This window comes from Croceitalea rosinachiae (assembly GCF_031846445.1).
GTDB classification, from domain to species: Bacteria; Bacteroidota; Bacteroidia; order Flavobacteriales; family Flavobacteriaceae; genus Croceitalea; species Croceitalea rosinachiae.
In genome coordinates this window covers 1,537,947-1,561,846 of the sequence record NZ_JAVRHR010000001.1, presented here as the reverse complement: position 1 = coordinate 1,561,846, position 23,900 = coordinate 1,537,947, and the positions used below count along the sequence as shown (strand labels likewise).

Here is a 23,900-nt window from a genome sequence, read left to right as displayed (position 1 = left end):
ATATAATAATAAGAATTTGGTTACAAGGTTTAAATAACGTTTTCAATACTAAGTACTTCTAATTCTCTTTTTTTATTGGGTTGAATCCTCTTCACCCATGTAATCTTGTACGGTTCTAAAACCGATATAGCTTCGTGCCGAATCTTGATATTCGTAATCACGTGTACTCACCTGCAAGAAGTAAGCAACATCTTTCCATGATCCGCCTCGAATCACTTTTCTTTTATTTTGTCCTGAACCTGCATTAGGGTTCATTGTTGATACATATTCATATGCCCCTGGGTCGTAACTAGAGTTTGTCCACTCTGATACATTACCAGCCATATTGTATAGGTTATACTCATTAGGCTCATATGATTTAGCTTCTACGGTATATAAAGCTTGATCTGCAGCATAATCCCCTCTTTGAGGCTTAAAATTTGCCATAAAACAACCTGTATCACTTATCACATATGGTCCGCCCCATGGGTAGGTACCGCCTTCAATACCTCCTCTGGCAGCGTATTCCCATTCCGCTTCTGTTGGTAATCTAAATTGGTTAACAAACTGCTTACCACGCTCTTTTTGATCATCATTCTTGAACTTGGTTCTCCAGTGACAAAAAGCTTTGGCTTGTTGCCAGCTAATACCAACCACAGGATACTCACTATAGGCATCATGCCAGAAATAGTCATTGTGCATTGGTTCATTATAAGAGTATTCAAAATCACGTATCCAAACTGTAGTATCAGGATAAATTTCAAACTCTTCAGTACGGATAAAATCTTTTCTCCTACCCGACTTTGCTCGTGCAGCAGCTTCAATATCCATCCAATTGTACTTGTATTTCAATTTTTTAACGTCAATGGTTCTTTGTCCGTTATAGGTCTCTTCATCAGGAAGATAAATAGAGTCGACCATAATTTCGGTATAGAACTCATCTGGATAATCTTCTACATCCCACACCAAATCGATATCTTTATTAAGTGCCCGACCTTCATAACCAGTTTCACCTAAACCAGCATAATTGTCCAACATATACTTATCGTATTCAGAAAGTTTAGTAGTATCTGCATCCATGAATGCGTATTCACCAATACCCTCATCTTCAGGCGTCATACCTAACTGATCCGACAAGATTGCCATTTGGGTTCTAACTACAGAGTCTTTAACCCATTCTACAAACTGACGGTATTCACTATTAGTGATCTCAGTATCGTCCATGTAAAAAGAACGCACCGTTACCGTTCTGGTCGGAGCATTCAATACCTTCGCTTGATCTTCCTCAGCTTTACCCATTATAAATGAGCCTCTGGGTATCAATTCCATTCCATATGGCTTTTCGGGATACCACTTCTTTCCCTGCACACCAACTAATTCACCTTTTGATCTTGATTTAGAACCACAACTTGTGAATAAAAAAACAAGCGCTATAGATGATAACAATAGCTTTCTCATACTTTAGGTTAAATTTTCGATTTAAGAATACAAACTGTAAAACACAATTTCATTACTGATAAAACTAGGTTTTGAATAAATTATTGTATGCTTAACAATTTATACTTCAAAAAATATTCTGTTTAGTTTAAGCCTTTCTTATAGGCTTTAAGCCACCTTTCAGGAATATTCTGATTACAAGCATCTAAATAATCCTGTTGAGTGCATGGTAATAACGCAATCGAATTTGTTTTAGTATGCTCTGGTAAAATAGAAGGGACTTCAACCCACCAGCGTTCTGTAATGTGGCTTTTAAAAAAGATGAGTTCTTCAGAATCTGTTGGCACAGTAAACTTTGTAAAGTCCTCATCATTTGAGCTCGGAACTTCAGTAACCCTGTAACTAATACCTTCAATAAAGTACCAAATAATTTGTGCGGTAAGTTGGTGAGACAAAGAAGTATTTTCAATTTCATAAATACCAAAAACAGCTACTTTATCACTTATACCCGCATATCTAGCAATTGCACAAATCTCGCGCCCGCCAAAACCGTTCGGAGAAAAATTACCTGTTGCCCCCATTTCACTTGCCCGAATGGCCCGCATATCTAAACTGACCATATGGGCGTTTCTAAGTACCGGCTCGGCCAATGAAATATCAGAAACTATTTCACCCAGGCGATACGCATCAAAAAACAAACGCTCCATCAAGTCTATTTCTTCTTGAGCATTAAAATAACTCTGGTATCCAATATTCGAAAAATTATGAAGATTGTTTGGCTTATCAGTTATAATTCTGCTCATATATGAGTGTGATGAAATAAGTTCATCATCTTCGCCAAAATCAAATCGACTATCAATAGACACCATATTGATCATGTCTTTAATTTTATCGAATGCTCTATAGGTGGGAAATGTAATGTCTTGTGTTGCGCCAATAACAATAGGGATTATTTTTTCTTCCAATAGCCCTGCTACAATTTCTTTAACCACAAAATAAGTGTCTTCAACGGAGTCACCTGGCTCTACGTTACCTATATCAATGATATTAGAATTCCAATTACCCATCATTAAACGGTACAATTGAATACGAATGCCATCTGTATCTAATTCCTCAGACTTTTTCTCAAACGCATTTCGAGATTCCAATACGCCAAAAATTGCCACGGTGGCATTGGCGAAAACCGGCAAACCTTTTTTCTCCGTATGTTTAAATATGTTTTTTCCTAGCGATTGTGGGGGTAAAAATTCGGAGAACGCAAGTACCTTATCACTAACGGGAACCAAAAAATCAAATGCCATTGTAAACTATTAGGGGGTGTTTTTATATTTATTTCTTAGCCTTAGCTTTTGTTTTCTTCTTTTTAGGTGATTTCTTTTCTATTAATGCGGATGCTTCTTCAAGAGATATTTTTGTTGCATCAATATCTTTAGACAGCTCTACCTTTATCTTTCCTTTAATAATATTGTGCCTTCCCCATCTGGCTTTTTCAATACGGATTCCTTCTTCAGGCCATTCTTGTATCAGTTTTTCAATTTCTTTTTGTTTTTTGGCCTCAATAAGTTCAACTATATCCTCTTTTGTCAAATTATCAAAATCATATTTTTTGTTCACATTGATGAACAAACTGTTCCATTTAATAAATGGTCCAAAGCGGCCAACTCCTTTTGTTACCTCTTTATCTTCATAATGGGCAATGGGGGCATCAGCCTTTTGTTTTGCAATGATCAATTCAATAGCCCTGTCCATATCTACATCAAAAGCACTTTCTCCTTTATCAAGTGAAATGAACTTTTTTCCAAACCGAACATAAGGTCCAAAACGACCAACGCTTGCTTCAACTTCTTCCCCTTCATAAACGCCAAGCTTGCGCGGCAACTGAAAAAGCTCCATGGCTTCTTCGAATGTTATTGTTGTTATGGATTGCTCGGGAAGCAGGCTAGCGAACAATGGTTTTTCTTCTTCTTCTACGGTACCTATTTGCACCATGGGACCAAAACGACCCAAACGCGCAGCTACTTGCCTTCCTGTCTTCGGGTCAGTTCCTAAGACACGTTCCCCGCTAGCTCTGTCCGCATTTTCTTCAACATCAAGAACGGTCGGGTGAAAATCTTTATAAAAAGATTGCATAACCTTTTGCCAGTCTTCTTCTCCGGCAGCAATCTCATCAAAATCTTCTTCGACTTTTGCTGTAAAGTTATAATCTAGAATATTGGTAAAATGACTGACCAAAAAGTCATTGACAATCATTCCAATATCAGTTGGCACCATTTTACCTTTATCTGAACCAATGATTTCCGTGAGGCCTTTTTCCGATACTTGGCCACCTTCTAAAATTAGCTGTTTATATTGTCGCTCAACACCTTCTATGGTACCTTTTTCAACATAACCCCTGTTTAAAATAGTGGAAATGGTTGGCGCATAAGTAGAAGGTCGCCCAATACCTAATTCTTCTAGTTTTTTTACTAAAGACGCCTCAGTATACCTATAAGGCGGGCGTGTAAAACGCTCCGTAGCAGTAATGTATTTGTTTATCAATTTCTCTCCAACAACCATTGCAGGCAACATGCCCTCTTGTTCTTCAGTTGCATCTTCTTCATCCGTACTTTCTAAATACACTTTTAAGAAGCCGTCAAATTTAATCACTTCACCGTTGGCCGTAAACTCATCTTTATGGGTGCTGGCCTTAATTCTAACATTGGTGCGTTCTAATTGGGCATCACTCATTTGAGAGGCTAAAGTTCTTTTCCAAATAAGTTCATATAATTTTTGTTGGTCGCGCTCCAAAGAAGGTGATTGCAATTTCATATCGGTAGGTCGAATTGCTTCGTGAGCTTCTTGCGCTCCTTTGGATTTTCCCGTATAATTTCGAACTGTACTATATTTTTCTCCAAAATTGTCTACAATAGCATCTTTTGCAGCATTTAAAGCTTCTTTCGAAAGATTGACACTATCTGTACGCATATAGGTTATCAAACCGGCTTCATACAAACGCTGAGCAACCTGCATAGTCCGCCCCACGGAAAAGTATAATTTCCGAGAAGCTTCTTGCTGCAACGTGGATGTTGTAAACGGAGCTGCTGGCGACTTTTTAGCTGGTTTTTTATCCAACTTAGCTACAGAAAAATCTGCTCCTATATTATTTTTTAAAAAAGATTCTGCATCTGCTTTAGATGAAAAAGCTTTAGAAATCTTTGCTTCAAAAACTTTTCTGTTTTCGGTTTTGAACTCCGCCTTTATTCTAAAAGATGCTTCAGGATTGAACGCATCAATTTCTCGTTCTCTTTCAACAATCAAACGTACTGCAACAGACTGTACACGGCCCGCCGAAAGACCTGGTTTTATTTTTTTCCAAAGCACTGGAGAAAGTTGGTATCCTACCAATCTATCCAACACCCTACGTGCCTGTTGCGCATTGACCAAATTATAATTAATCTCGCGGGGGTTTTCAATAGCACGTTGAATAGCTGATTTGGTAATAGAGTTAAAAACTATTCGCCTAGTCTTGCTTTTTTCAAGACCCAGTTCCTCGGCCAAATGCCAAGAAATAGCTTCTCCTTCTCGATCTTCATCACTAGCTAACCAAATCATTTCGGCTTTCTTCGCCAGACCCTTTAGTTTGGTGACTAAAGCCTTCTTCTCTTTATCAACAATATATTTAGGTTGAAAATTATTATCTACGTCAACACCCAATTCTTTGGATGGAAGATCGGCGATATGGCCAAAACTAGATTCTACTTGAAAATCTTTTCCGAGAAAACGTTCAATGGTTTTTGCTTTGGCAGGGGACTCTACAATGACTAAGTTCTTTGGCATTCAATAGGTTTTGCGAAAACAAAAGTATATGATTTTTTTGATTTTATTTCATGCCATAATGTATAACGACCTTTATGGGCCAAAAAAAGCGAGCATATTGGAAGGTAATCTGACAAACATTTTCATGTCACTTTCATTGCTTTTTTTACTTACTTTTAAGGCACTCTATTACATTTAAGGTTTATACAAAAAAACAGAGCAAGTCCAACCAAAAGTATTTCTTATGAAAACCAAGTATTTAATTCCATTTCTTCTCTTATTTGTTTTTTCTTTTGAATCAAATCATGCACAACGTAAAAAAGCCGTTGACATATCTATAGATGAATCATTATATAGTGGTATGGTCTGGCGATCAATAGGTCCATTTCGAGGGGGCCGCTCAGGCACGGCAACTGGAGTGGCCAATGATCCAAATCTGTATTATATGGGTACGGCAGGAGGGGGCGTATGGAAAACTACCGATGCTGGCAGCACATGGCAATGCATTTCAGATGGATATTTCGGTGGCTCTATAGGGGCCGTTGCCGTTGCCGAATCAGATCCTAATGTTATTTATGTAGGTGAGGGAGAACAGACATTACGAGGAAATGTCTCTTCTGGAAATGGTATTTGGAAAAGTTTAGATTCTGGTGAAACATGGAAGTTTATTGGATTGGAAGGTTCTGAACATATTTCAAGGATAAGAATACACCCAAAAAATCCTGATTTGGTTTATGTGGCCGCTATCGGCAACTTATGGAAGCCCAATGAAACACGAGGGGTATATCGTTCAACCGATGGTGGGGCAAGTTGGGAGAAAATTTTATATGTGAGTGATAAAGCAGGAGCAGGAGATTTAATCTTAGATCCGAATAATCCGAGAATAATGTACGCTGCCACCTGGCAAATGAAAAGAAATGGTTATAGAATGGATAGCGGTGGACCTGATAGTAAGCTTTTTAAAAGTACTGATGGTGGTGATTCTTGGACTGATATTTCTAAGTTGCCCGGCTTACCTGCAGGGCCTTGGGGCATTGTCGGTATTGCTATTTCCCCAGTTAACTCTAATCGAATTTGGACTATTATAGAAGCTGACGAGGGAGGGGTATATCGTTCTGATGATGGCGGAAAAACATGGAAAAAGATAAACGAAAATAGAGCCTTGCGCCAAAGAGCGTGGTATTATAGCCGTATTACCGCTGATCCTCAAAATGTTGATAAGGTTTACGTAATGAACGTAAGTTATGGGGTATCAACCGATGGAGGAAAAACGTTTACTTTAAAAAATGCCCCGCATGGTGACCATCATGATTTATGGATTGACCCTAACAATAACAACAGAATGGTTATCGCCGATGATGGAGGTGCTCAAGTTTCCAATGATGGAGGAAACAATTGGACCACATATCACAACCAACCTACAGCCCAGTTTTATAGGGTATCTACCGATAATGAATTTCCATATCGCATTTATGGAGCACAGCAAGACAATAGCACCGTTAGAATTTACCACAGAACTTCTGGTAAATCGATTACTGAAAGTCATTGGGAAAGTACTGCTGGAGGCGAAAGCGCTCATTTAGCTCCTGATCCAAAAAATAGTGATATTGTTTATGGTGGAACCTTTAAAGGTTATATGATGCGAGCAGATCATACCGTGAATCAGACACGCTCTGTAAATGTATGGCCAGATAATCCTGCAGGTTCTGGGGTAGAAGTTATGAAATATCGTTTCAACTGGAATTTTCCTGTCAAATTCAGCATACATGATTCCAACAAACTCTATGCAGGATCCAACTACCTTCACGTTACCACAAATGAGGGTCAAAGTTGGAAAACCATTTCTCCTGATTTAACACGAGGGTTACCAGAAACCATTAAATCTTCTGGCGGCCCCATTACACAAGATAATACGGGAGCAGAGTTTTACTCCAATATTTTTGTTATTAACGAATCGCCACAAGAAGAAGGCGTTATTTGGATAGGAACCGATGACGGTCTAATTCAAATTAGTAAGGATAATGGTGCAAACTGGGAAAACATTACTCCTCCAGAAAGCATATCTCCTAAATTAAATATGATCAATAGCATCGACCCAAGTCCGTTCAAAAAAGGCACAGCATATGTTGCGGCCACTTCGTACAAATTTGGAGATTACACTCCTTATCTCTATAAGACTACAGATTATGGCAAAACATGGACTGTAATCACTAAAGGAATTAAGAGCAACCATTATACGCGGGTAGTTCGAACGGATAAAATTCGTGAAGGTCTATTATATGCTGGAACGGAATGGGGCATGTATGTTTCTTTTGATGATGGTGCCAATTGGCAATCGCTACGATTAAATTTACCCATAACGGCAATTCGAGACTTGGAGGTTAAGGGCAATGATTTAATTGCCGCTACCCATGGACGTAGTTTTTGGATAATTGATGATCTTACCCCATTACATCAATTGTCTCCAGAACTAAAAAACCAAAAAGCATATTTATATAAGCCAGACAAGGCCTACCGAATGCAACAATCGGGTTGGGGAAAACCAAATCCAAAATTGGAAGGAACCAATCACCCCAATGGAGCCATCATCAATTACTATATTGCCGATAAAAAAGACAAGGATACGGTTCATTTAGATATACTTGGACCGAACGGAAAACTCATTCAGCGTTTTTCAACAACAGCCAAGAAGAGCAAAAACGATCCAAGTGCTCCAAAAAAATTGGATGTAAAAACTGGTGGAAATAGATTTGTTTGGAATATGAGGTATCCAGGTTTTACATCATTTGATGGTATGGTCTTGTATTCCTCACCTAATATTGGGCCTAAAGCAGTGCCTGGAAATTATAAAGTAAGATTGACATATAATGGAATGTCTCAAGAGCGGGAATTTACAATTGAAAAAGACCCCAGACTACCTAATAGCAATGCAGATTTTCAGAATCAATTTGATTTTTTAATTTCTGTTCGTAATGAGGTGAGCAGAGCGAATCAGGCCATTGCCGATATTCGAAATGTAAAAACAGATTTGGAGTATGTCTCCAAAAAATCAAAAAACAATAGCTCTCTGAGTAAAATGATCACAGAGTTTAAAACTAAACTCGAGGTAATCGAAAACAATATTCACATGACCAAAAACCAAAGTAGGCAAGATCCTTTAAATTATGGTATTAGAATCAATAACAGACTCGCCTTTTTGCTAGCTGATTCGCAAAGAGGAGACTACCCCCCAACAGATCAATCTAAAGCATTTTTTGTTGAAGTAAAAAAAGAATTGGATGTAGAGATTGAATCTCTGAACCAATTAATGAATAACTATATTTCAAAAATTAATATGAAGGTATCAGAGAGCAACCTCAAAATGATATCCCAAGAGTAGTTTTTAAAAACAAGTGCTGTAAGATTTTCTAAAATAAAACTTTTGGCACTTGTTTTTTAATTATTGGTCATACATGAATACTGTTCTATCATTTTAGTTGAATATGTCATGTGCAGTGATACAATAGTACAATTTGAAATTAGAACGTCTTGTTAGTAAAGGTTTTAGTATCGGCCTCAAATTAATCTATCAATTAAAAATATTTCCAAGATATTCATTTTCAAATTCTAATAGTTCAAGACCCATCTTCACAGACTTTGCATTCCTCCAAAGTATCAAAAGGCACAACACCTTCGCAGCCTCCCCAAATAAACTCTTTGCACGCTTGTTCCTCCTTATCAAAATAGTATTTGGTAAATGCCGCAAAACATGGTCCTGAATCTGGAAGTAGTTCACAACGGCTATAAATCAAGACCGCAACGTCGTCTTTACATTGTATCCCCACTGGTATTGGATCTATTGCACAGTCTGAAATAATTCCATTGTCCATATTATACTGTTTCTGAGCACTGGTGTATTCCTCTACTTTGGCAAAAAAGGACAAGGTATCTATTTTGATTGAATAGGCCATATACCCACTTGGACCACCACATGCCTTGGCCCCGATTGCCACAAACCGCCAGTCTGCAACATCATTACACACCTCCCCTTCACTTAGGGCCCTAATTTCAAGGAGCTGTACATCTAAATCATCCTGAGATAATTCATCGTCATTACTACAAGACGAAAGTGTAAGAATTGTTAAAGCAAAAATTAAGTATTCTTTCATTTAATTTAGGTTTAAAGAACTTATTAATCGAATATTATCGTTCAAATACTCGTATTGATATAAGACTTCATCGCCGACCATTAACAATTGATTCTCCAAGGGTATCACATCAAAAGTCACAATGTCTTTAAAATGATTCAACTGCTCCAAATCAGGAATATCGGATTTATCATAAACTTTTAACCCAGAAGCGCCATCACAAACGAAAAGCTTGTTATCTTTCACTCCAAGCCCATAGGGTTCATCCATAGGGTATATAACCATTAGCTCTGGCGATTCAATAGTAGTAATATCTATAATATATAAGCCGCTTTCAGTAGCTCCACAAAAATTTCCCCCACGTAATGTAACGTAAGCATAGTTTTCATCAACCACAACCGGATCACATGCTGTTCCATGTTGAAACTCAGATACAAAAGTCGGAGTTGCCGGAGCTGAAATGTCATAAATATACATGCCTTGCATACTCCCTAAAAACAAGTGTTCACCGCGATTAAAAATCGTTTCAATATCAAAACCCGCGAATACATCTTCCAAATCTTTTGGGTTTTCTAAATCTGATATTTCAAAAACATTAATTTGGTGACTATCCACAGCATACAAATAATCATCCACAATTTTGAATCGCGCCAAAGATCCACCTTGACCAGTATCACCACTAGATTCATTTGTAGTCGCAACATCATCAAAAAATATATCGGGTTGGACTACGTCTTCAATTCGTCTTCGCTCGGTAACAGTTTCCCAGCCTACAATCAGTTCATTCTCATAATCAATGTCCGCCCATTCAAAAATTTGAGCTTCAGACGGAAAAATAACATTGTCCCTGAGTACATTTTCCATTCGATTTACAATCTGAATATTATCTATATCCGAAATATCCAAAACAATTAAATCTGTTATACTATCGGCGTACAAATAATTGTCTTTAATAGAAATATCTACATTACCCGCAATCTTTATAAAGGAAATTTTTAGAGGTGATTCAGGATTTGAATTATCAATAACATGTACCCCTTTATATTTATCATTGATAAAGATATAATCTTGATAGGCATAAATTTTACCGGACTCATCAATAGGAAGTGGAGAAACAACATCGATACTATTAGTAAATTCTGTCTTACTCATGACCAAGGGTCTAGCAACTAGATAATCGGCAAATTCGCTGTCATCACCATCATCATTACAAGAGAAAAATACCAAAGTGATAAAGGATAGGATTAAAAGGGCTTTCTTTTTCATTTTGTTTAATTTTTTGCATTGGGTTATGTCTTAATGATAGTATTAGTTAAACAAAGTTGCGTTGATTTTGGTTAAAATTTAACTGTCAAATTGTCACTATTTTGTAATATGCACTATCTTTGCAGACGCTAAATAAAGCATGATGGTCCCTAAAGAAGGTATGGAAAAGATAATAAATGAAGAAGTGCAAGGAACCACCCTTACACTGTCAAAAAACGAAAAAAGTACGCGTAAACTGTATATTGAGAGTTATGGGTGTCAAATGAACTTTTCTGATAGTGAAATTGTCGCATCTATTTTAGCGAAAGAAGGTTTCAATACTACACAAGAATTGGCTGAAGCTGATTTGGTCTTGGTGAATACATGTTCCATTCGTGAGAAAGCAGAATTAACCGTGCGCAAACGATTGGAAAAATTCAATGCTGTTAAAAAAATAAACCCAAAAATGAAGGTTGGTGTTTTAGGGTGTATGGCGGAGCGCCTCAAAGACAAATTTTTAGACGAAGAAAAGATTGTTGATATGGTAGTTGGACCTGATGCCTATAAAGATTTGCCCAACCTAATTCAAGAAATCGATGAAGGTAGAAATGCTGTCAATGTCATTCTTTCTAAAGATGAAACCTATGGTGATATTGCCCCTGTTAGGTTGAATACAAATGGAGTAACCGCTTTCGTATCCATTACAAGAGGTTGCGATAATATGTGTACTTTTTGTGTAGTTCCTTTTACTCGGGGCAGGGAGCGTAGTCGCAATCCTGTATCTATTATCGAAGAGGTTAATGAATTGTGGGGCAAAGGTTTTAAGGAAATTACCTTACTTGGGCAAAACGTTGATAGTTACCTATGGTATGGAGGAGGATTGAAAAAGGATTTTGAAAAAGCCTCTGAAATACAAAAGGCAACTTCGGTCAATTTTGCCAAGCTTTTAGAATTATGTGCGTTGGCACAACCAAAAATGCGTGTTCGCTTTTCTACTTCCAATCCCCAAGACATGACATTGGATGTTATCGAAACCATGTCAAAATTTGAAAACATCTGTAATTATATTCACTTACCCGTTCAAAGTGGTAGCAATCGAATTCTTAAAGCAATGAACCGCTTGCATACAAGAGAACAATATTTTGAGCTTATTGATAACATTAGACAATTAATTCCTGATTGTGCAATTAGTCAAGACATGATTTCAGGCTTTCCGACAGAAACAGAAGAAGATCATAAAGACACCCTTTCTTTAATGGAATATGTAAAGTATGATTATGGTTTCATGTTTGCCTATTCTGAAAGACCTGGAACTTTAGCTGCCAGAAAGTTAGCTGATGACGTACCTGAGAACACAAAAAAAAGAAGATTAGCAGAGGTAATAGCCTTACAACGAAAGCACGGTCTTTTTCGAACACAGCAACATGTAGGAAAAACACAAGAGATTTTAATTGAAGGCACCTCAAAAAAATCAGATTCTCATTGGATGGGAAGAAACTCTCAAAATACAGTTGCGGTTTTTCCAAAAGAGCATTATAAAATAGGTGATTTTGTGATGGTAAAAATAAATGATTGTACTTCTGCCACCTTAATTGGCGAGGGTGTGGACTACTCAAAGAATAATTAAAATGGAAAGTGTACAGGCCATAAAACAACGTTTTGAGTTAATAGGCAATGATTCTAAGCTCAACCGTGCTATTGAAAAAGCCATACAGGTCTCCCCTACAGATATTTCCGTTTTGGTTACCGGTGAAAGTGGTGTTGGCAAAGAATCCATTCCTAAAATCATACACTCCCTATCGCATCGTAAGCATGCCAAATATATTGCAGTCAACTGTGGTGCAATTCCTGAAGGAACCATTGACAGTGAACTTTTCGGCCATGAAAAAGGAGCATTTACCGGAGCCACTCAAACTCGAAGTGGTTACTTCGAAGTAGCTGATGGGGGAACCATATTCTTAGATGAAGTGGGCGAACTGCCTTTAACTACACAAGTCAGGCTATTACGTGTTTTAGAAAATGGTGAATTTTTAAAAGTAGGTTCGTCACAAGTTCAAAAAACTAATGTTAGAATAGTTGCTGCTACAAACGTCAATATGTTCGAAGCCATAAAAAAAGAAAAATTTCGAGAAGATTTATATTATCGTTTAAGTACGGTTGAAATTGGAATTCCACCTCTCCGAGAGCGGCAAGAAGATATTCATTTGCTATTTAGAAAATTTGCTTCTGATTTTGGTCAAAAGTATAAGATGCCAACAATTCGGTTATCTGATGATGCTATTAGTCTATTGTTAAAATATCGCTGGCCTGGTAATATTCGTCAATTAAGGAATATTGCTGAGCAGGTTTCGGTACTTGAAGAAAAAAGAATGGTCTCAGCAGCTACGCTTCATGCTTATCTACCTAACTTAAATACTTCAAATTTACCAGCTGTGGTTGGTGGTTCAGAAAAGCAAAGTGGTGATTTTAGCAATGAACGTGAGATTTTATATAAGGTGCTTTTTGACATGAAAGGGGATCTAAACGACTTAAAAAAATTGACTCTTGAACTTCTAAAGAACAACGATTCTGAACAAGTACAGGAAGAAAACGAGACCTTAATACGAAAAATATACGGCAACAAAGAGGATTCCAAAACTCCAGTTGAGAATACTGAAATCACCTCTGAAGTATTGCAGCTTCCAGAACCTATTATTGAGAATACAACAGCTACCATAACCCAAGAAGATCGCTATCATTTTGCCGAAGAAATTCAAGAAGAAGAAACCCTATCTTTACAGGAAAAGGAGATAGAATTAATTAAAAAATCTCTTGAAAGAAATAGAGGCAAGAGAAAGGCAGCGGCTTCTGAGCTAGGCATATCGGAACGAACACTGTATCGAAAAATAAAGCAATACGATTTATAGTAGTATTAATTAAGACTAGAAAAATGATAAAACGACTTATACTATTAGCAGTTCTATTCTCAACTTTCTTCTTAAATAGCTGCGGAATTTATAATTTTTCAGGAGCAAGTACTGGCACAGCGCAAAGTTTTCAGGTTAATTTCTTTCAAAATTACGCAGATCAATCACCTGGATCCACAATTGAACCACAACTAGACCGTGATTTTACTAATGCCTTACAAGATATTATCACCAATCTGACAAGTTTAAATCTTACTGGTAATAACGGTGATTTGATTTATGAGGGCGAAATTGTCGAATATCGGGTCTCACCCATGTCAGCCACTGCAAATCAAACTGCAGCCCAAAACCGATTGACAATGAGTGTCAATGTCAGGTTTTTCAATACTACAAAAGAAGATTCAGACTTTGAAAAGCGGTTTTCTTTCTTTTTTGATTTTCCTGCTACGCAGTTATTAGAATCTGTGAAAAGTGAAGCTCATGAAGAACTTTTTGAACGTATCACCCAAGATATATTTAATGAATCATTAGCCGATTGGTAATATGAATGTTGCCGACTTTATAAATATTATTAAAAAATCTGACTCCATTTTATCTCCCAAACAAACGAGGGAACTTGAGGGAATGTTAGAAGAATACCCCTATTTTCAAGCAGCAAGGGCACTTCACCTAAAAGGGTTAAAAAATCTCGACAGTTATAAATACAATAATGCCTTAAAAACTACGGCGGCATATACAACGGATAGAGAGGTTTTGTTTGATTTTATTACGACTCCCGAATTTACTCAAAATGAAATAGCCGATAGTATTTTAGGAAGAACCACTAAACTTGAAGAAAAAGATGCCGTTTCTGAAGAAGTAATAGCAAATCCAAATACTGAGGTAATTCTTGGTGAATCTCAAGAGAAAAGTCCTCTACCACAGAACATTAGGGATGCAGAAGATATACTCAATCCAGAGTTGTTTAAAACAAAAAAAGTTGATGACCCTATTAAAAAAGATGAAAGCGCTAGAATAGACAGCGCTTCAGAACTTACACTTGGTAAGCCTTTGCCTTTTACACAAAACGAAAAACATTCTTTTAATGAGTGGTTGCAATTAGCTTCTAAAAAGCCTATTCAGAGAAGTAGCGAACAAAAACAACTTGAAAAGAAGAAAAAATTTGAACTTTTAGATAAGTTTATTGAAAGTAAACCTAAAATAATTCCCAAAGAAGAATCTGAACCAAAAGTAAATATAAAAGAATCTGTGAAAATCGACCAAAATGAGCTGATGACAGAGACTTTAGCAAAGGTTTATTTAGAACAGAAAAAGTACAAAAAAGCGATTCGTGCCTTTAAGATATTGAGTTTGAAATATCCGGAAAAAAGTGGTTTCTTTGCAGACCAAATTCGGGCAGTAAAGAATTTGCAGAAAGAAAACGAGTGATATAATGAGTACGTTTACTATATTTTTAATTTTAATAATTGTTGTTTGCCTTTTGTTGGTTTTAGTCATTATGGTTCAAAATCCTAAAGGAGGCGGATTATCCTCATCATTTGGTGGCGGTGGAAATCAAGTTGTTGGGGGTGTAAAAAAAACAGGTGATTTTCTTGACAAAAGTACCTGGACATTGTCAGCTTTGTTAATTGTTTTAATTCTACTTTCAAATGTGGCCCTAAAAGGTAATTATGGACAAGCGGATTCAAAATTATTACAAGGTGATGATATTGAAAACACGATTCCTGAGACAGTTCCTGAAGAGGTTCCGGAAGAAGTACCATCTTCAAATGGAGATAACCCTTTAGATACCATTAATTAGAATAACCTAACGATAAAAGAATTAAATGCCAGCTTAGATGACAAGCTGGCATTTTTATTTTCACAAATTGTCAGTTTTTATGCAATGGCATAATTTCTGCCAAATGATTACAAGATTTATAAAACTAATACCTAAAATTTATAAAAATGGCATTAACATTAAAACCAATAGCCGGTTCTCAGAATAGAATTATTATTGAGCCAGCTACAGCAGAGACAAAAACTGCTTCAGGCATCATTATTCCTGATACTGCAAAAGAGAAGCCTCAAAAGGGAAAAGTAGTAGCTGTAGGAGATGATGTTCAGGATGAAAAAACTACTGTAAAAGTAGGCGATAACGTTCTTTATGGCAAATATGCAGGAACTGAACTAAAGTGGGAAGGAAATGACTACTTAGTTATGAAGGAAAGTGATATTCTAGTAATTATTAAATAATAAAAACCAAAAGTTAAAATGGCAAAAGATATAAAGTTTGACATCGATGCACGTGATGGCCTTAAAAAAGGTGTAGATGCATTAGCAAATGCTGTAAAAGTAACTTTAGGACCAAAAGGTAGAAATGTTATTATCAGCAAATCATTTGGTGCTCCACAAGTAACTAAAGATGGTGTTACCGTAGCTAAAGAAATTGAACTAGAGAACGCCCTTGAGAACATGGGTGCGCAAATGGTAAAAGAAGTAGCTTCTAAAACCAACGATTTAGCTGGTGACGGCACAACAACTGCTACCGTTCTTGCACAGGCGATTGTAAAAGAAGGTTTAAAGAATGTTGCTGCGGGTGCAAATCCAATGGATTTGAAAAGGGGAATCGACAAAGCTGTAGAGGCTATTGTTGAAAATTTAGCTAAACAATCAAAAAAAGTAGGTGACTCTTCTGACAAGATTAAACAAGTTGCTTCTATTTCTGCAAATAACGATGAAACTATCGGCGATTTAATTGCACAAGCTTTTGGAAAAGTTGGCAAAGAAGGTGTTATCACTGTAGAAGAGGCAAAAGGTACTGATACTTATGTTGATGTTGTTGAAGGAATGCAGTTCGACAGAGGTTATTTATCTCCATATTTTGTAACTGATTCTGAAAAAATGATTGCCGATTTAGAGAGTCCTTATATTCTCCTTTTTGACAAGAAAATTTCTTCAATGAAAGATTTACTTCCAGTTCTTGAGCCAGTTGCTCAATCTGGAAAGCCTTTATTGATTATTGCGGAAGATGTTGATGGTGAAGCTTTGGCTACCCTTGTAGTTAATAAGCTAAGAGGTTCTTTAAAGATTGCTGCTGTTAAAGCCCCTGGTTTTGGTGACAGAAGAAAAGCAATGTTGGAAGATATTGCCATTTTGACAAACGGTACAGTTATTTCTGAAGAAAGAGGCTTTTCTTTGGAAACAGCTACTATTGATATGTTAGGCACTACAGAAAGAGTAACTATTGATAAAGACAACACGACCATCGTTAATGGTGCAGGTGCTGCCAAAAACATCAAGACTCGTGTCAATCAAATCAAATCTCAGATTGAAAGTACTACTTCTGATTATGATAAAGAAAAACTACAAGAGCGTTTGGCAAAATTAGCCGGGGGTGTAGCTGTTCTTTATGTAGGTGCTGCTTCTGAGGTTGAGATGAAAGAGAAAAAAGACCGTGTTGACGATGCATTGCATGCAACTAGAGCCGCCGTTGAAGAAGGTATTGTTGCTGGCGGAGGAGTTGCCTTGGTAAGAACAAAGTCTGTTCTTTCTAAAGTTGAAACCGAAAATGAAGATGAAGCTACTGGCTTGCAAATTGTTGCTCGCGCCATTGAATCTCCATTACGCACCATTGTTGAAAATGCTGGTGGTGAAGGCTCTGTTGTTGTAGCTAAAATTATGGATGGTAAAGGAGATTATGGCTATGATGCTAAATCTGACAAGTATGTTGAAATGATGAAAGCTGGTATTATCGATCCTAAGAAAGTGACTCGTGTTGCTTTAGAAAATGCAGCTTCAGTTTCAGGCATGATTCTAACTACAGAATGCGCTTTAACGGATATTAAAGAAGATGCTCCTGCTGCCATGCCTCCAATGGGCGGTGGTGGAATGCCAGGTATGATGTAGTCCGTAGCACGGGCAGGCTATTTATTAGCTTGTTTATGGATAAATCAAAAAAGCGTCTTATTTCTTAAGGCGCTTTTTTTGATTTAAAGATTTTTCTTAGTGATGGTGAACTTACAAACCAAAGCGTAAATCCGCTCATAACAGTTGTTAAACCCAATAAACTAAAAGCTCGCAACAGTATAGTGTTGAAATTATCACGCCCCTGATAATCCATAGTATGCGTCATCCATAAAAAATCAAACCAACGCCAATTTCGATGGCGAACTGTTTGGAAAGCTCCATTATTCACAGCTACAAATGATTTTATCTTTTCTGGCGAATTGTATGAAATCTCATAAGCTGGCAAAGGTCGACCACGATACTCATGATGTGGTCCAACACTGTCAATTTGTTTAATAGCACTCACTTTTAAATCCGACTTCAAATACTTAGCTGCTACCAGTAAGGCCTCATCTGGTGACACTTTCTCCCTTAATTCGCCAGTTGAGGCATTCAATAGTTTACTATCATTAATCCAATAAAAAGGCTTCCCAGCAATTTCAAGAAGTTCTAATGATTCGATTTCACCAGAGACCTGCAAATCTGATGTTCCCAACAAGTTGGAAAAAGAAGCTTTTTCTGGTGGTAATTTTTTAAAGTGATCGCCATGGATCTCATCAATATCTGTCCAACTAAAATAAAGCCCGCTAATGGTCCAAAGCAAGAATTGAATTCCCAAAAAGAGTCCTAAATATCTATGGGCTTTGCGAATCTTAAGTACTGTTTTTCTTTTTGTCATGTAAAAGCCTGTTCATCAGAAAATCTTGACCAACATGATAATGGCCATTACTAACATGATGGTATTTTCGATAAAGGTAGCTTCGGTCATTGGCAATTGCAAGGCAGTACCCAAACAAGCGCAACGAATTTGTTTTTTATCTAACAAGGTTTTTGTAACTCCTATTGTGGTCATACCCAAAACAACTATGGTAACTGCTAAAGCTATTGGAATTTGAAACCGCATTAAAAACATGATTCCCAAGGTTAATTCGATGAATGGGTATATCCATCCATATATAGGAATTAATTTAGCCAAAGGGTCATACATTTTAAAACTCTCCGGAAATCCTTTTAAATCCAAGAATTTAAAAAAGCTAAATACAATGTAAAAGAGTCCCATAAAGTCCAGCATTGCTTCTCTAGTACTCCAATTATTATAATTCAACAAGAAAGATGCGGCGAACAAATACGCAAAAATCAGCAATAGAGGTTTTAGTTGTTGTAACTTGGTTTTCTCCCCAATCACCTTTTCATTTTTCTGAGTCACCATGAGCCTGTCGAAGGGCAATTTGTCATCTATTTTACCTTTGACTTTTTGTTCAATATTATATTTTTCAGGTAATACATTTTTGAAAGCCGAAATAGAAATATCTTCTTTCATTTCTATTTCGGCTTCTCCTTTTTCTAAATCAACCTGGACTGTCTCTACTCCATCTACATTTAAAAGTCTTTCCGTGACCGATGCAACGCAGCTTTGACAGGTCATTCCTTCAATACTAAAAGAATTTTTCATGAGTTAATTACTACTATTAGTAGGATTTAATATGTAAGAAGACAATTTTCCATTCCTATAATTAATGATATATAAGGTTTCTTGCATGATAATCATATCTGTTGGTTTTTCGATATCATCCCTTAATGTCTGTTTTAAATTTCCATCTTTATCAAAAATTAAAACACGGTCGTTCTCAAAATCGGTTATGAATACCTCTTTATCAGAAACATAAATACCGGTAGCCGCATTCATTTTTTGGTCTTCCCCCATCATTTTTACAAAATTTCCTTGCTTATCAAAAACTTGAATACGATTATTATAGGCATCTGCCACCCATATGAGACTATCTGTTATTTGCACATCGGTAGGATAATAGAATTCTCCTGGTTTCTTGCCCTCCTTTCCAAAGGAAATCCATTTCTCCCCAGTATTGAAAAGAATTCGATTGTTATAAAAGTCTGCAATGGCTTTTTCCGATTTATAAACACCAACTCCTGCAGGGGCATCCAAACTATCATTTAAAAAAAGGTCCTCCATAGTTCCATTTTTAAAAACAGCAACATTGTCCTTACCATATTGCGGAATAAAAATTGACACTTTATCCGCATCAATATGCATTGGCCTATCCAAAGAGTCAATTGTCTTTTCAATAACACCGTTATGATCTATTTGCACCAAACGATTATGGTCTCCATCCGAAAGCCATAATTTCCCATCCAATTCAGCAATTCCGATAGGGTTTATACCCTCCAATTGAACAACAGTTGCCAATTTCCATTCTTTTGGCACTTCTTCTTGCTTACAAGAGCTAAAAAGAACTATTGCAGTAGCCAGTATATTTAGATATTTCATAATGTTATTTAGTTATGCGTTGGTAATGACAACAAGCAGGTAATTCATCATAAGTTACTTTTTGCGCCTTATGGTTTTTAGTATCGTGACCAGCCTTGGCAATTGCCATTTCAATTTCAGTTAAGCTTGTAGCTCCGGTATCAAAAGATACTTCCATCATCTTGGTATCTTTATTCCAAGAAATCTCTGAAACACCGTTCACGCTTTTTGCAGCTTTAGATATACGTGCTTCACACATACCACAATTGCCTGCAACCATCATCTTTTTAGTAATAGTTCCTTCACTACTATCTGATAACATTGCTCCTTTAGATTCTTCAACTTTACCATTCGCTCGTTCTATTTTAGAAGTTACGGGTGTATACCCCGCCTTTTCAACTTGCTTTTCTACAGCTTGCATGGTTAAAGCCTTTTCTGCCGGATATTTAAAACTAAAATCTCCAGTTTCAATGTCAATCTTAACATTCTTAATTCCTTTAAACTCCTTGAATTTTTTCTCAAGCCCGTAAGCACAGAAAGGGCAACCCAAGCCGTCTACCTGAACCATAAATTTATCCATCGCCTTTTGCGCATTTGCACTAAACATTGTCATCATTCCAATGACCAATGTTACTATTATTGTTCTCTTCATTATTGTAGTTTTTGTATTATTAAAATGTAAATCGAGTACCTAAAAAGATACTATGCCTTAACTCTCGTCCTGCATCAACATCATTGACCAAAGGAACTTGAACAGCTAAATCAAAGGTTATATTTTTTCTAGCATATTGAATTCCCTGGGCATATAGCAATTGATACCAATCCCGCTCTACCAACCAAGAGTTGGTATATTCAAAATATAAGTTTATCTGCTTATTAGGATATTGAGGCTTTAAAAGTGGAAGGCCAAAACCTAATTTATACCTGAATTCGTCCAAAGTACCATCCGGCATCCAGTTATAACCAACCTCATTCGAAATACCATATTTTAGGGTTTCATAACCTGCTACAATTCCATAATATCCAGAATACTTACCTGTACTTAATTCCATAACATCTAATTCTTCTCCTGTCGGCAAGTTTTGCAATGTTTTAGCCACGATACGAAACGTCTTCCCCGTGGCATCTTTTCTAAAGAACTGATACTTTCCCAATATTTTAATATCGGCTAATGAGCTTCCAGAAGCCCCATTTTCAATATCATAATTTATATAAGGCAAATGGACCGCCACCAACGAATTGGAAGAAGGCAGATAATGCAACATTAAGGGAACATAAACAAATGTTCCTCGTTCTGTTTTCCGAATTTCAGTAAGGGTTTTTGTCGTAAAACTTCCACCACCTAACATTATTGGTTTATCAGCTGTTATTGGTGGGCCTTGTGCTTGTGCTATTAATGAGAGTAATAGTATTGCAACTAATATTACATATGTATTTTTCATGATTTTCTTATTTGATTTAATTCTTTAATATGATAATCATCCAGAAAGGACAATCACATATTTCTATAGATTTAAAAAATCCACTTTTATAGAATAAATCAAATTAGAAAAACTGCATCAAGTAACTGGATATCCCTAACGAGTATGGGAGGTGGGTAATATTCGTATGAAAGTTTTTCTCTTTCTAGATTGTTCTCTATATAGGAAAATGAAGTTGTAAAGACAACTAAGAAAATTTGCTGGTCAAAATTAAAATCATTGAAATTCAATTTTAAATCATCCAGACCCTGCATAACAAAGGTTTCGTCATCACAACAGTGATTCTCATAACCTTCTTCTTCAAGAAGTACCATAGCCGCTTCCATTCCACAATCATCAGCTTTCACAAAAAAAGCAATATCCATAACTCGCCCCATGCACAAATGCTTATCAACAGTCCATGACACTGTTGAAAGCAATAGCAGGAAAGCCATTGATACAGAAACCACTTTTTGAAAAGCATTTTTCATTCTGCAAATTTACAAAATATTAAAATTCGTTTTTGGTAATTGCTGTTTCTTTAACCAAAGATTAGTATTTGATCATTGTAATTTATGCTGATTTATTCGACTTTTACATTTTCCATTTACAAATCATGTACAAAGAACTTCAATCCAAAATTTCTAGAATTACACAAGAACGAGCAATGGATAGCCACCAAAAAATGCAACAAATCTGTGATTTACTGCGTAAAGAAATTCCATACTATAATTGGGTAGGTTTCTATTTTAAAAATGGTGATAAACGCGAATTGAAGTTGGGGCCATATGCTGGGGAACCCACGGATCATACAATTATACCTTTTGGCAAAGGAATTTGTGGTCAAGTAGCGGAAAGTAATCAGAATTTTGTGGTGCCTGACGTACAAGCGCAAGACAATTATATAGCTTGCAGTATTACGGTCAAGTCAGAAATAGTGGTTCCCTTATTTAAAAATGGAGAAAATATTGGGCAAATTGATATCGATTCCGATACATCAGACCCTTTTACAGAAGTTGATGAACGCTTTTTAGAGTTTGTAAATCAAAAAGTGGCCGAAATTCTTTAAAACTTGTTGGTTTTTGTTGATAACCCAATCGTATTGATGCTCTAAAAAAAAGTAAATTTGATGCTTAATTTTTTTGCACAAAGGCACTTATGAGCACCACTAAAAAAGCAACTTCCGCATTAATTTCAGTTTTCCATAAAGATGGATTAGAACCTATCATAAAAAAGTTTGAGGAACTAGGAATCACTATTTATTCTACTGGTGGGACTGAAAAATTTATAAAAGACCTAGGGGTCAATGTTGTACCAGTTGAAGATGTTACCAGTTATCCTTCTATTCTAGGTGGCCGGGTAAAGACATTACATCCAAAAGTTTTTGGTGGAATTTTGAATCGCCAAGATCACGATGGTGATATTGCACAAATGGAAGAATTTGAAATCCCTCAATTGGATATAGTTATCGTTGATTTATATCCTTTTGAGAAAACTGTGGCAAGCGGAGCATCAGAACAAGATATTATAGAAAAAATTGACATTGGTGGAATTTCGCTTATTCGTGCGGCAGCGAAAAATTATAAAGATGTGCTTTGTGTTTCGTCAATGGAAGATTATGAAGATTTTTTAAATGTAATCTCTGCAGAGAATGGTATTACCAAAATTGAAGACAGAAAACGTTTTGCTTCTAAAGCCTTTAATGTTTCATCAAATTACGACACCGCTATTTTTAATTACTTCAATCAAAACCATGAAGAAGCAGTATTAAAAATTAGCGAGCAGAAAGGGCAAGTGTTACGCTATGGTGAAAACCCTCATCAAAAAGGATTTTTCTTTGGAGATTTTGAAGCCATGTTTGACAAATTACACGGCAAAGCACTATCATATAATAATTTATTGGACGTTGATGCCGCAGTACAATTAATGAACGAATTTAAAGGTGACCCACCAACCTTTGCAATTTTAAAGCACAACAATGCTTGTGGACTTGCCCAACGCGAGACCATTCATCAAGCCTATGTCGATGCTTTGGCAGGAGATCCAGTATCTGCTTTTGGTGGTATTTTGATTTCGAATACAGAGATTAATGCTTCAACAGCGGAAGAAATCCATAAGTTATTTTGTGAAGTTGTGATTGCTCCAAGATATTCCAATGAGGCCCTTGATATTTTAAAAGGGAAGAAAAACCGTATTATACTGATTCAAAAGGAAGTTCAACTTCCAGAGACCATAGTTCGCACTTGCTTAAACGGTGTTTTGGTCCAAGACAAAGATTTCAAAACAGATATAGTTGCTGATTTGACTTATGCGACCAAAACCAAACCTTCTGAAAAAGAGCTAGAAGACCTATTATTTGCCTCTAAACTTTGCAAGCATACTAAATCTAACACCATAGTTCTTGCTAAAAACAAACAATTATGCGCCAGTGGAACGGGGCAGACATCGCGCGTTGATGCATTGAATCAAGCAATTCACAAAGCAGGTTCATTTAATTTTGACTTAAACGGAGCTGTGATGGCCAGTGATGCATTTTTTCCTTTCCCTGATTGTGTTGAAATTGCCCATAAAGCAGGAATAACAAATGTTATCCAACCCGGTGGTTCCATTAAAGATCAGTTGAGCATTGATTATTGCAATGAAAATGATATAGCCATGGTAATGACAGGAACACGTCATTTTAAGCATTAATTTCATT

Annotated in this window: 21 protein-coding genes; 10 read left to right on the top strand and 11 right to left on the bottom strand. The window is 36.6% G+C overall.

The window, feature by feature from the left end:
• Positions 1 to 72: 72 nt before the first annotated feature.
• The 3 genes from porK to topA form a co-directional block, all read right to left on the bottom strand.
• On the bottom strand, positions 73 to 1,437 hold the full coding sequence (gene porK / locus RM706_RS07075) for a T9SS ring complex lipoprotein PorK/GldK (RefSeq protein ID WP_311350328.1): 1,365 nt from the start codon (positions 1,435 to 1,437) through the stop codon (positions 73 to 75).
• Between the two features lie 122 nt (positions 1,438 to 1,559).
• Positions 1,560 to 2,717, bottom strand: a complete 1,158-nt coding sequence (locus RM706_RS07070; RefSeq protein WP_311350327.1) for a formimidoylglutamase — start codon at positions 2,715 to 2,717, stop codon at positions 1,560 to 1,562.
• Positions 2,718 to 2,745: 28 nt separating this feature from the next.
• Positions 2,746 to 5,232, bottom strand: coding sequence for a type I DNA topoisomerase (gene topA, locus RM706_RS07065; protein ID WP_311350326.1), 2,487 nt, complete (start codon positions 5,230 to 5,232; stop codon positions 2,746 to 2,748).
• A 223-nt stretch (positions 5,233 to 5,455) separates the two neighbouring features.
• Here topA and RM706_RS07060 point away from each other — a divergent pair, with 223 nt between their 5' ends.
• On the top strand, positions 5,456 to 8,590 hold the full coding sequence (locus RM706_RS07060; RefSeq protein ID WP_311350325.1) for a WD40/YVTN/BNR-like repeat-containing protein: 3,135 nt from the start codon (positions 5,456 to 5,458) through the stop codon (positions 8,588 to 8,590).
• A gap of 235 nt (positions 8,591 to 8,825) precedes the next feature.
• On the opposite strand, the gene RM706_RS07055 is transcribed toward RM706_RS07060, so the two are convergent.
• A complete protein-coding gene (locus tag RM706_RS07055) occupies positions 8,826 to 9,359 on the bottom strand; it encodes a BPTI/Kunitz domain-containing protein (protein ID WP_311350324.1) in 534 nt (177 codons plus the stop codon).
• Positions 9,360 to 10,604 carry an LVIVD repeat-containing protein gene (locus tag RM706_RS07050; protein ID WP_311350323.1) on the bottom strand — a complete coding sequence of 415 codons (1,245 nt, stop codon included), beginning with the start codon at positions 10,602 to 10,604 and terminating at the stop codon, positions 9,360 to 9,362. It lies immediately after the preceding gene.
• Positions 10,605 to 10,764: 160 nt separating this feature from the next.
• Between RM706_RS07050 and miaB the strand changes: the two genes are divergently transcribed.
• From miaB to groL, 7 genes are all read left to right on the top strand, one after another.
• Positions 10,765 to 12,210 (top strand): tRNA (N6-isopentenyl adenosine(37)-C2)-methylthiotransferase MiaB, encoded by a 1,446-nt coding sequence (gene miaB / locus RM706_RS07045; protein ID WP_311350466.1) that lies wholly within the window; start codon positions 10,765 to 10,767, stop codon positions 12,208 to 12,210.
• Position 12,211: 1 nt separating this feature from the next.
• On the top strand, positions 12,212 to 13,489 hold the full coding sequence (locus RM706_RS07040; RefSeq protein ID WP_311350322.1) for a sigma-54 interaction domain-containing protein: 1,278 nt from the start codon (positions 12,212 to 12,214) through the stop codon (positions 13,487 to 13,489).
• Between the two features lie 23 nt (positions 13,490 to 13,512).
• Positions 13,513 to 14,031, top strand: coding sequence for an LptE family protein (locus RM706_RS07035; protein WP_311350321.1), 519 nt, complete (start codon positions 13,513 to 13,515; stop codon positions 14,029 to 14,031).
• A 1-nt stretch (position 14,032) separates the two neighbouring features.
• Positions 14,033 to 14,917, top strand: a complete 885-nt coding sequence (locus RM706_RS07030; RefSeq protein WP_311350320.1) for a DUF8458 domain-containing protein — start codon at positions 14,033 to 14,035, stop codon at positions 14,915 to 14,917.
• Positions 14,918 to 14,921: 4 nt separating this feature from the next.
• Entirely contained in the window at positions 14,922 to 15,290 is a 369-nt protein-coding gene (secG, locus tag RM706_RS07025; protein ID WP_311350319.1) for a preprotein translocase subunit SecG, read from the top strand.
• Between the two features lie 146 nt (positions 15,291 to 15,436).
• Complete coding sequence (locus RM706_RS07020) at positions 15,437 to 15,724, top strand: co-chaperone GroES (protein ID WP_311350318.1); 288 nt, start codon at positions 15,437 to 15,439, stop codon at positions 15,722 to 15,724.
• Between the two features lie 18 nt (positions 15,725 to 15,742).
• Positions 15,743 to 17,377 carry a chaperonin GroEL gene (gene groL / locus RM706_RS07015; protein ID WP_311350317.1) on the top strand — a complete coding sequence of 545 codons (1,635 nt, stop codon included), beginning with the start codon at positions 15,743 to 15,745 and terminating at the stop codon, positions 17,375 to 17,377.
• 64 nt (positions 17,378 to 17,441) lie between these two features.
• Here groL and RM706_RS07010 read toward each other — a convergent pair whose 3' ends face one another.
• From RM706_RS07010 to RM706_RS06985, 6 genes are all read right to left on the bottom strand, one after another.
• The gene (locus RM706_RS07010; protein WP_311350316.1) at positions 17,442 to 18,155 is read right to left on the bottom strand and encodes a PepSY domain-containing protein; all 714 of its coding nucleotides are present in this window, start codon (positions 18,153 to 18,155) and stop codon (positions 17,442 to 17,444) included.
• A 15-nt stretch (positions 18,156 to 18,170) separates the two neighbouring features.
• Positions 18,171 to 18,929: a heavy-metal-associated domain-containing protein gene (locus tag RM706_RS07005; RefSeq protein WP_311350315.1), complete on the bottom strand. Its 759-nt coding sequence runs from the start codon at positions 18,927 to 18,929 to the stop codon at positions 18,171 to 18,173.
• 3 nt (positions 18,930 to 18,932) lie between these two features.
• Positions 18,933 to 19,763 carry an NHL repeat-containing protein gene (locus tag RM706_RS07000; RefSeq protein WP_311350314.1) on the bottom strand — a complete coding sequence of 277 codons (831 nt, stop codon included), beginning with the start codon at positions 19,761 to 19,763 and terminating at the stop codon, positions 18,933 to 18,935.
• Between the two features lie 4 nt (positions 19,764 to 19,767).
• The gene (locus tag RM706_RS06995; RefSeq protein WP_311350313.1) at positions 19,768 to 20,394 is read right to left on the bottom strand and encodes a heavy-metal-associated domain-containing protein; all 627 of its coding nucleotides are present in this window, start codon (positions 20,392 to 20,394) and stop codon (positions 19,768 to 19,770) included.
• A gap of 19 nt (positions 20,395 to 20,413) precedes the next feature.
• On the bottom strand, positions 20,414 to 21,184 hold the full coding sequence (locus RM706_RS06990; protein WP_311350312.1) for a hypothetical protein: 771 nt from the start codon (positions 21,182 to 21,184) through the stop codon (positions 20,414 to 20,416).
• Positions 21,185 to 21,282: 98 nt separating this feature from the next.
• Positions 21,283 to 21,693, bottom strand: a complete 411-nt coding sequence (locus RM706_RS06985) for an HYC_CC_PP family protein (RefSeq protein WP_311350311.1) — start codon at positions 21,691 to 21,693, stop codon at positions 21,283 to 21,285.
• 176 nt (positions 21,694 to 21,869) lie between these two features.
• Between RM706_RS06985 and RM706_RS06980 the strand changes: the two genes are divergently transcribed.
• Both RM706_RS06980 and purH read left to right on the top strand, forming a co-directional pair.
• Positions 21,870 to 22,271 (top strand): GAF domain-containing protein, encoded by a 402-nt coding sequence (locus RM706_RS06980; protein ID WP_432264970.1) that lies wholly within the window; start codon positions 21,870 to 21,872, stop codon positions 22,269 to 22,271.
• A gap of 89 nt (positions 22,272 to 22,360) precedes the next feature.
• A complete protein-coding gene (gene purH, locus RM706_RS06975) occupies positions 22,361 to 23,893 on the top strand; it encodes a bifunctional phosphoribosylaminoimidazolecarboxamide formyltransferase/IMP cyclohydrolase (protein ID WP_311350309.1) in 1,533 nt (510 codons plus the stop codon).
• Positions 23,894 to 23,900: the final 7 nt, after the last annotated feature.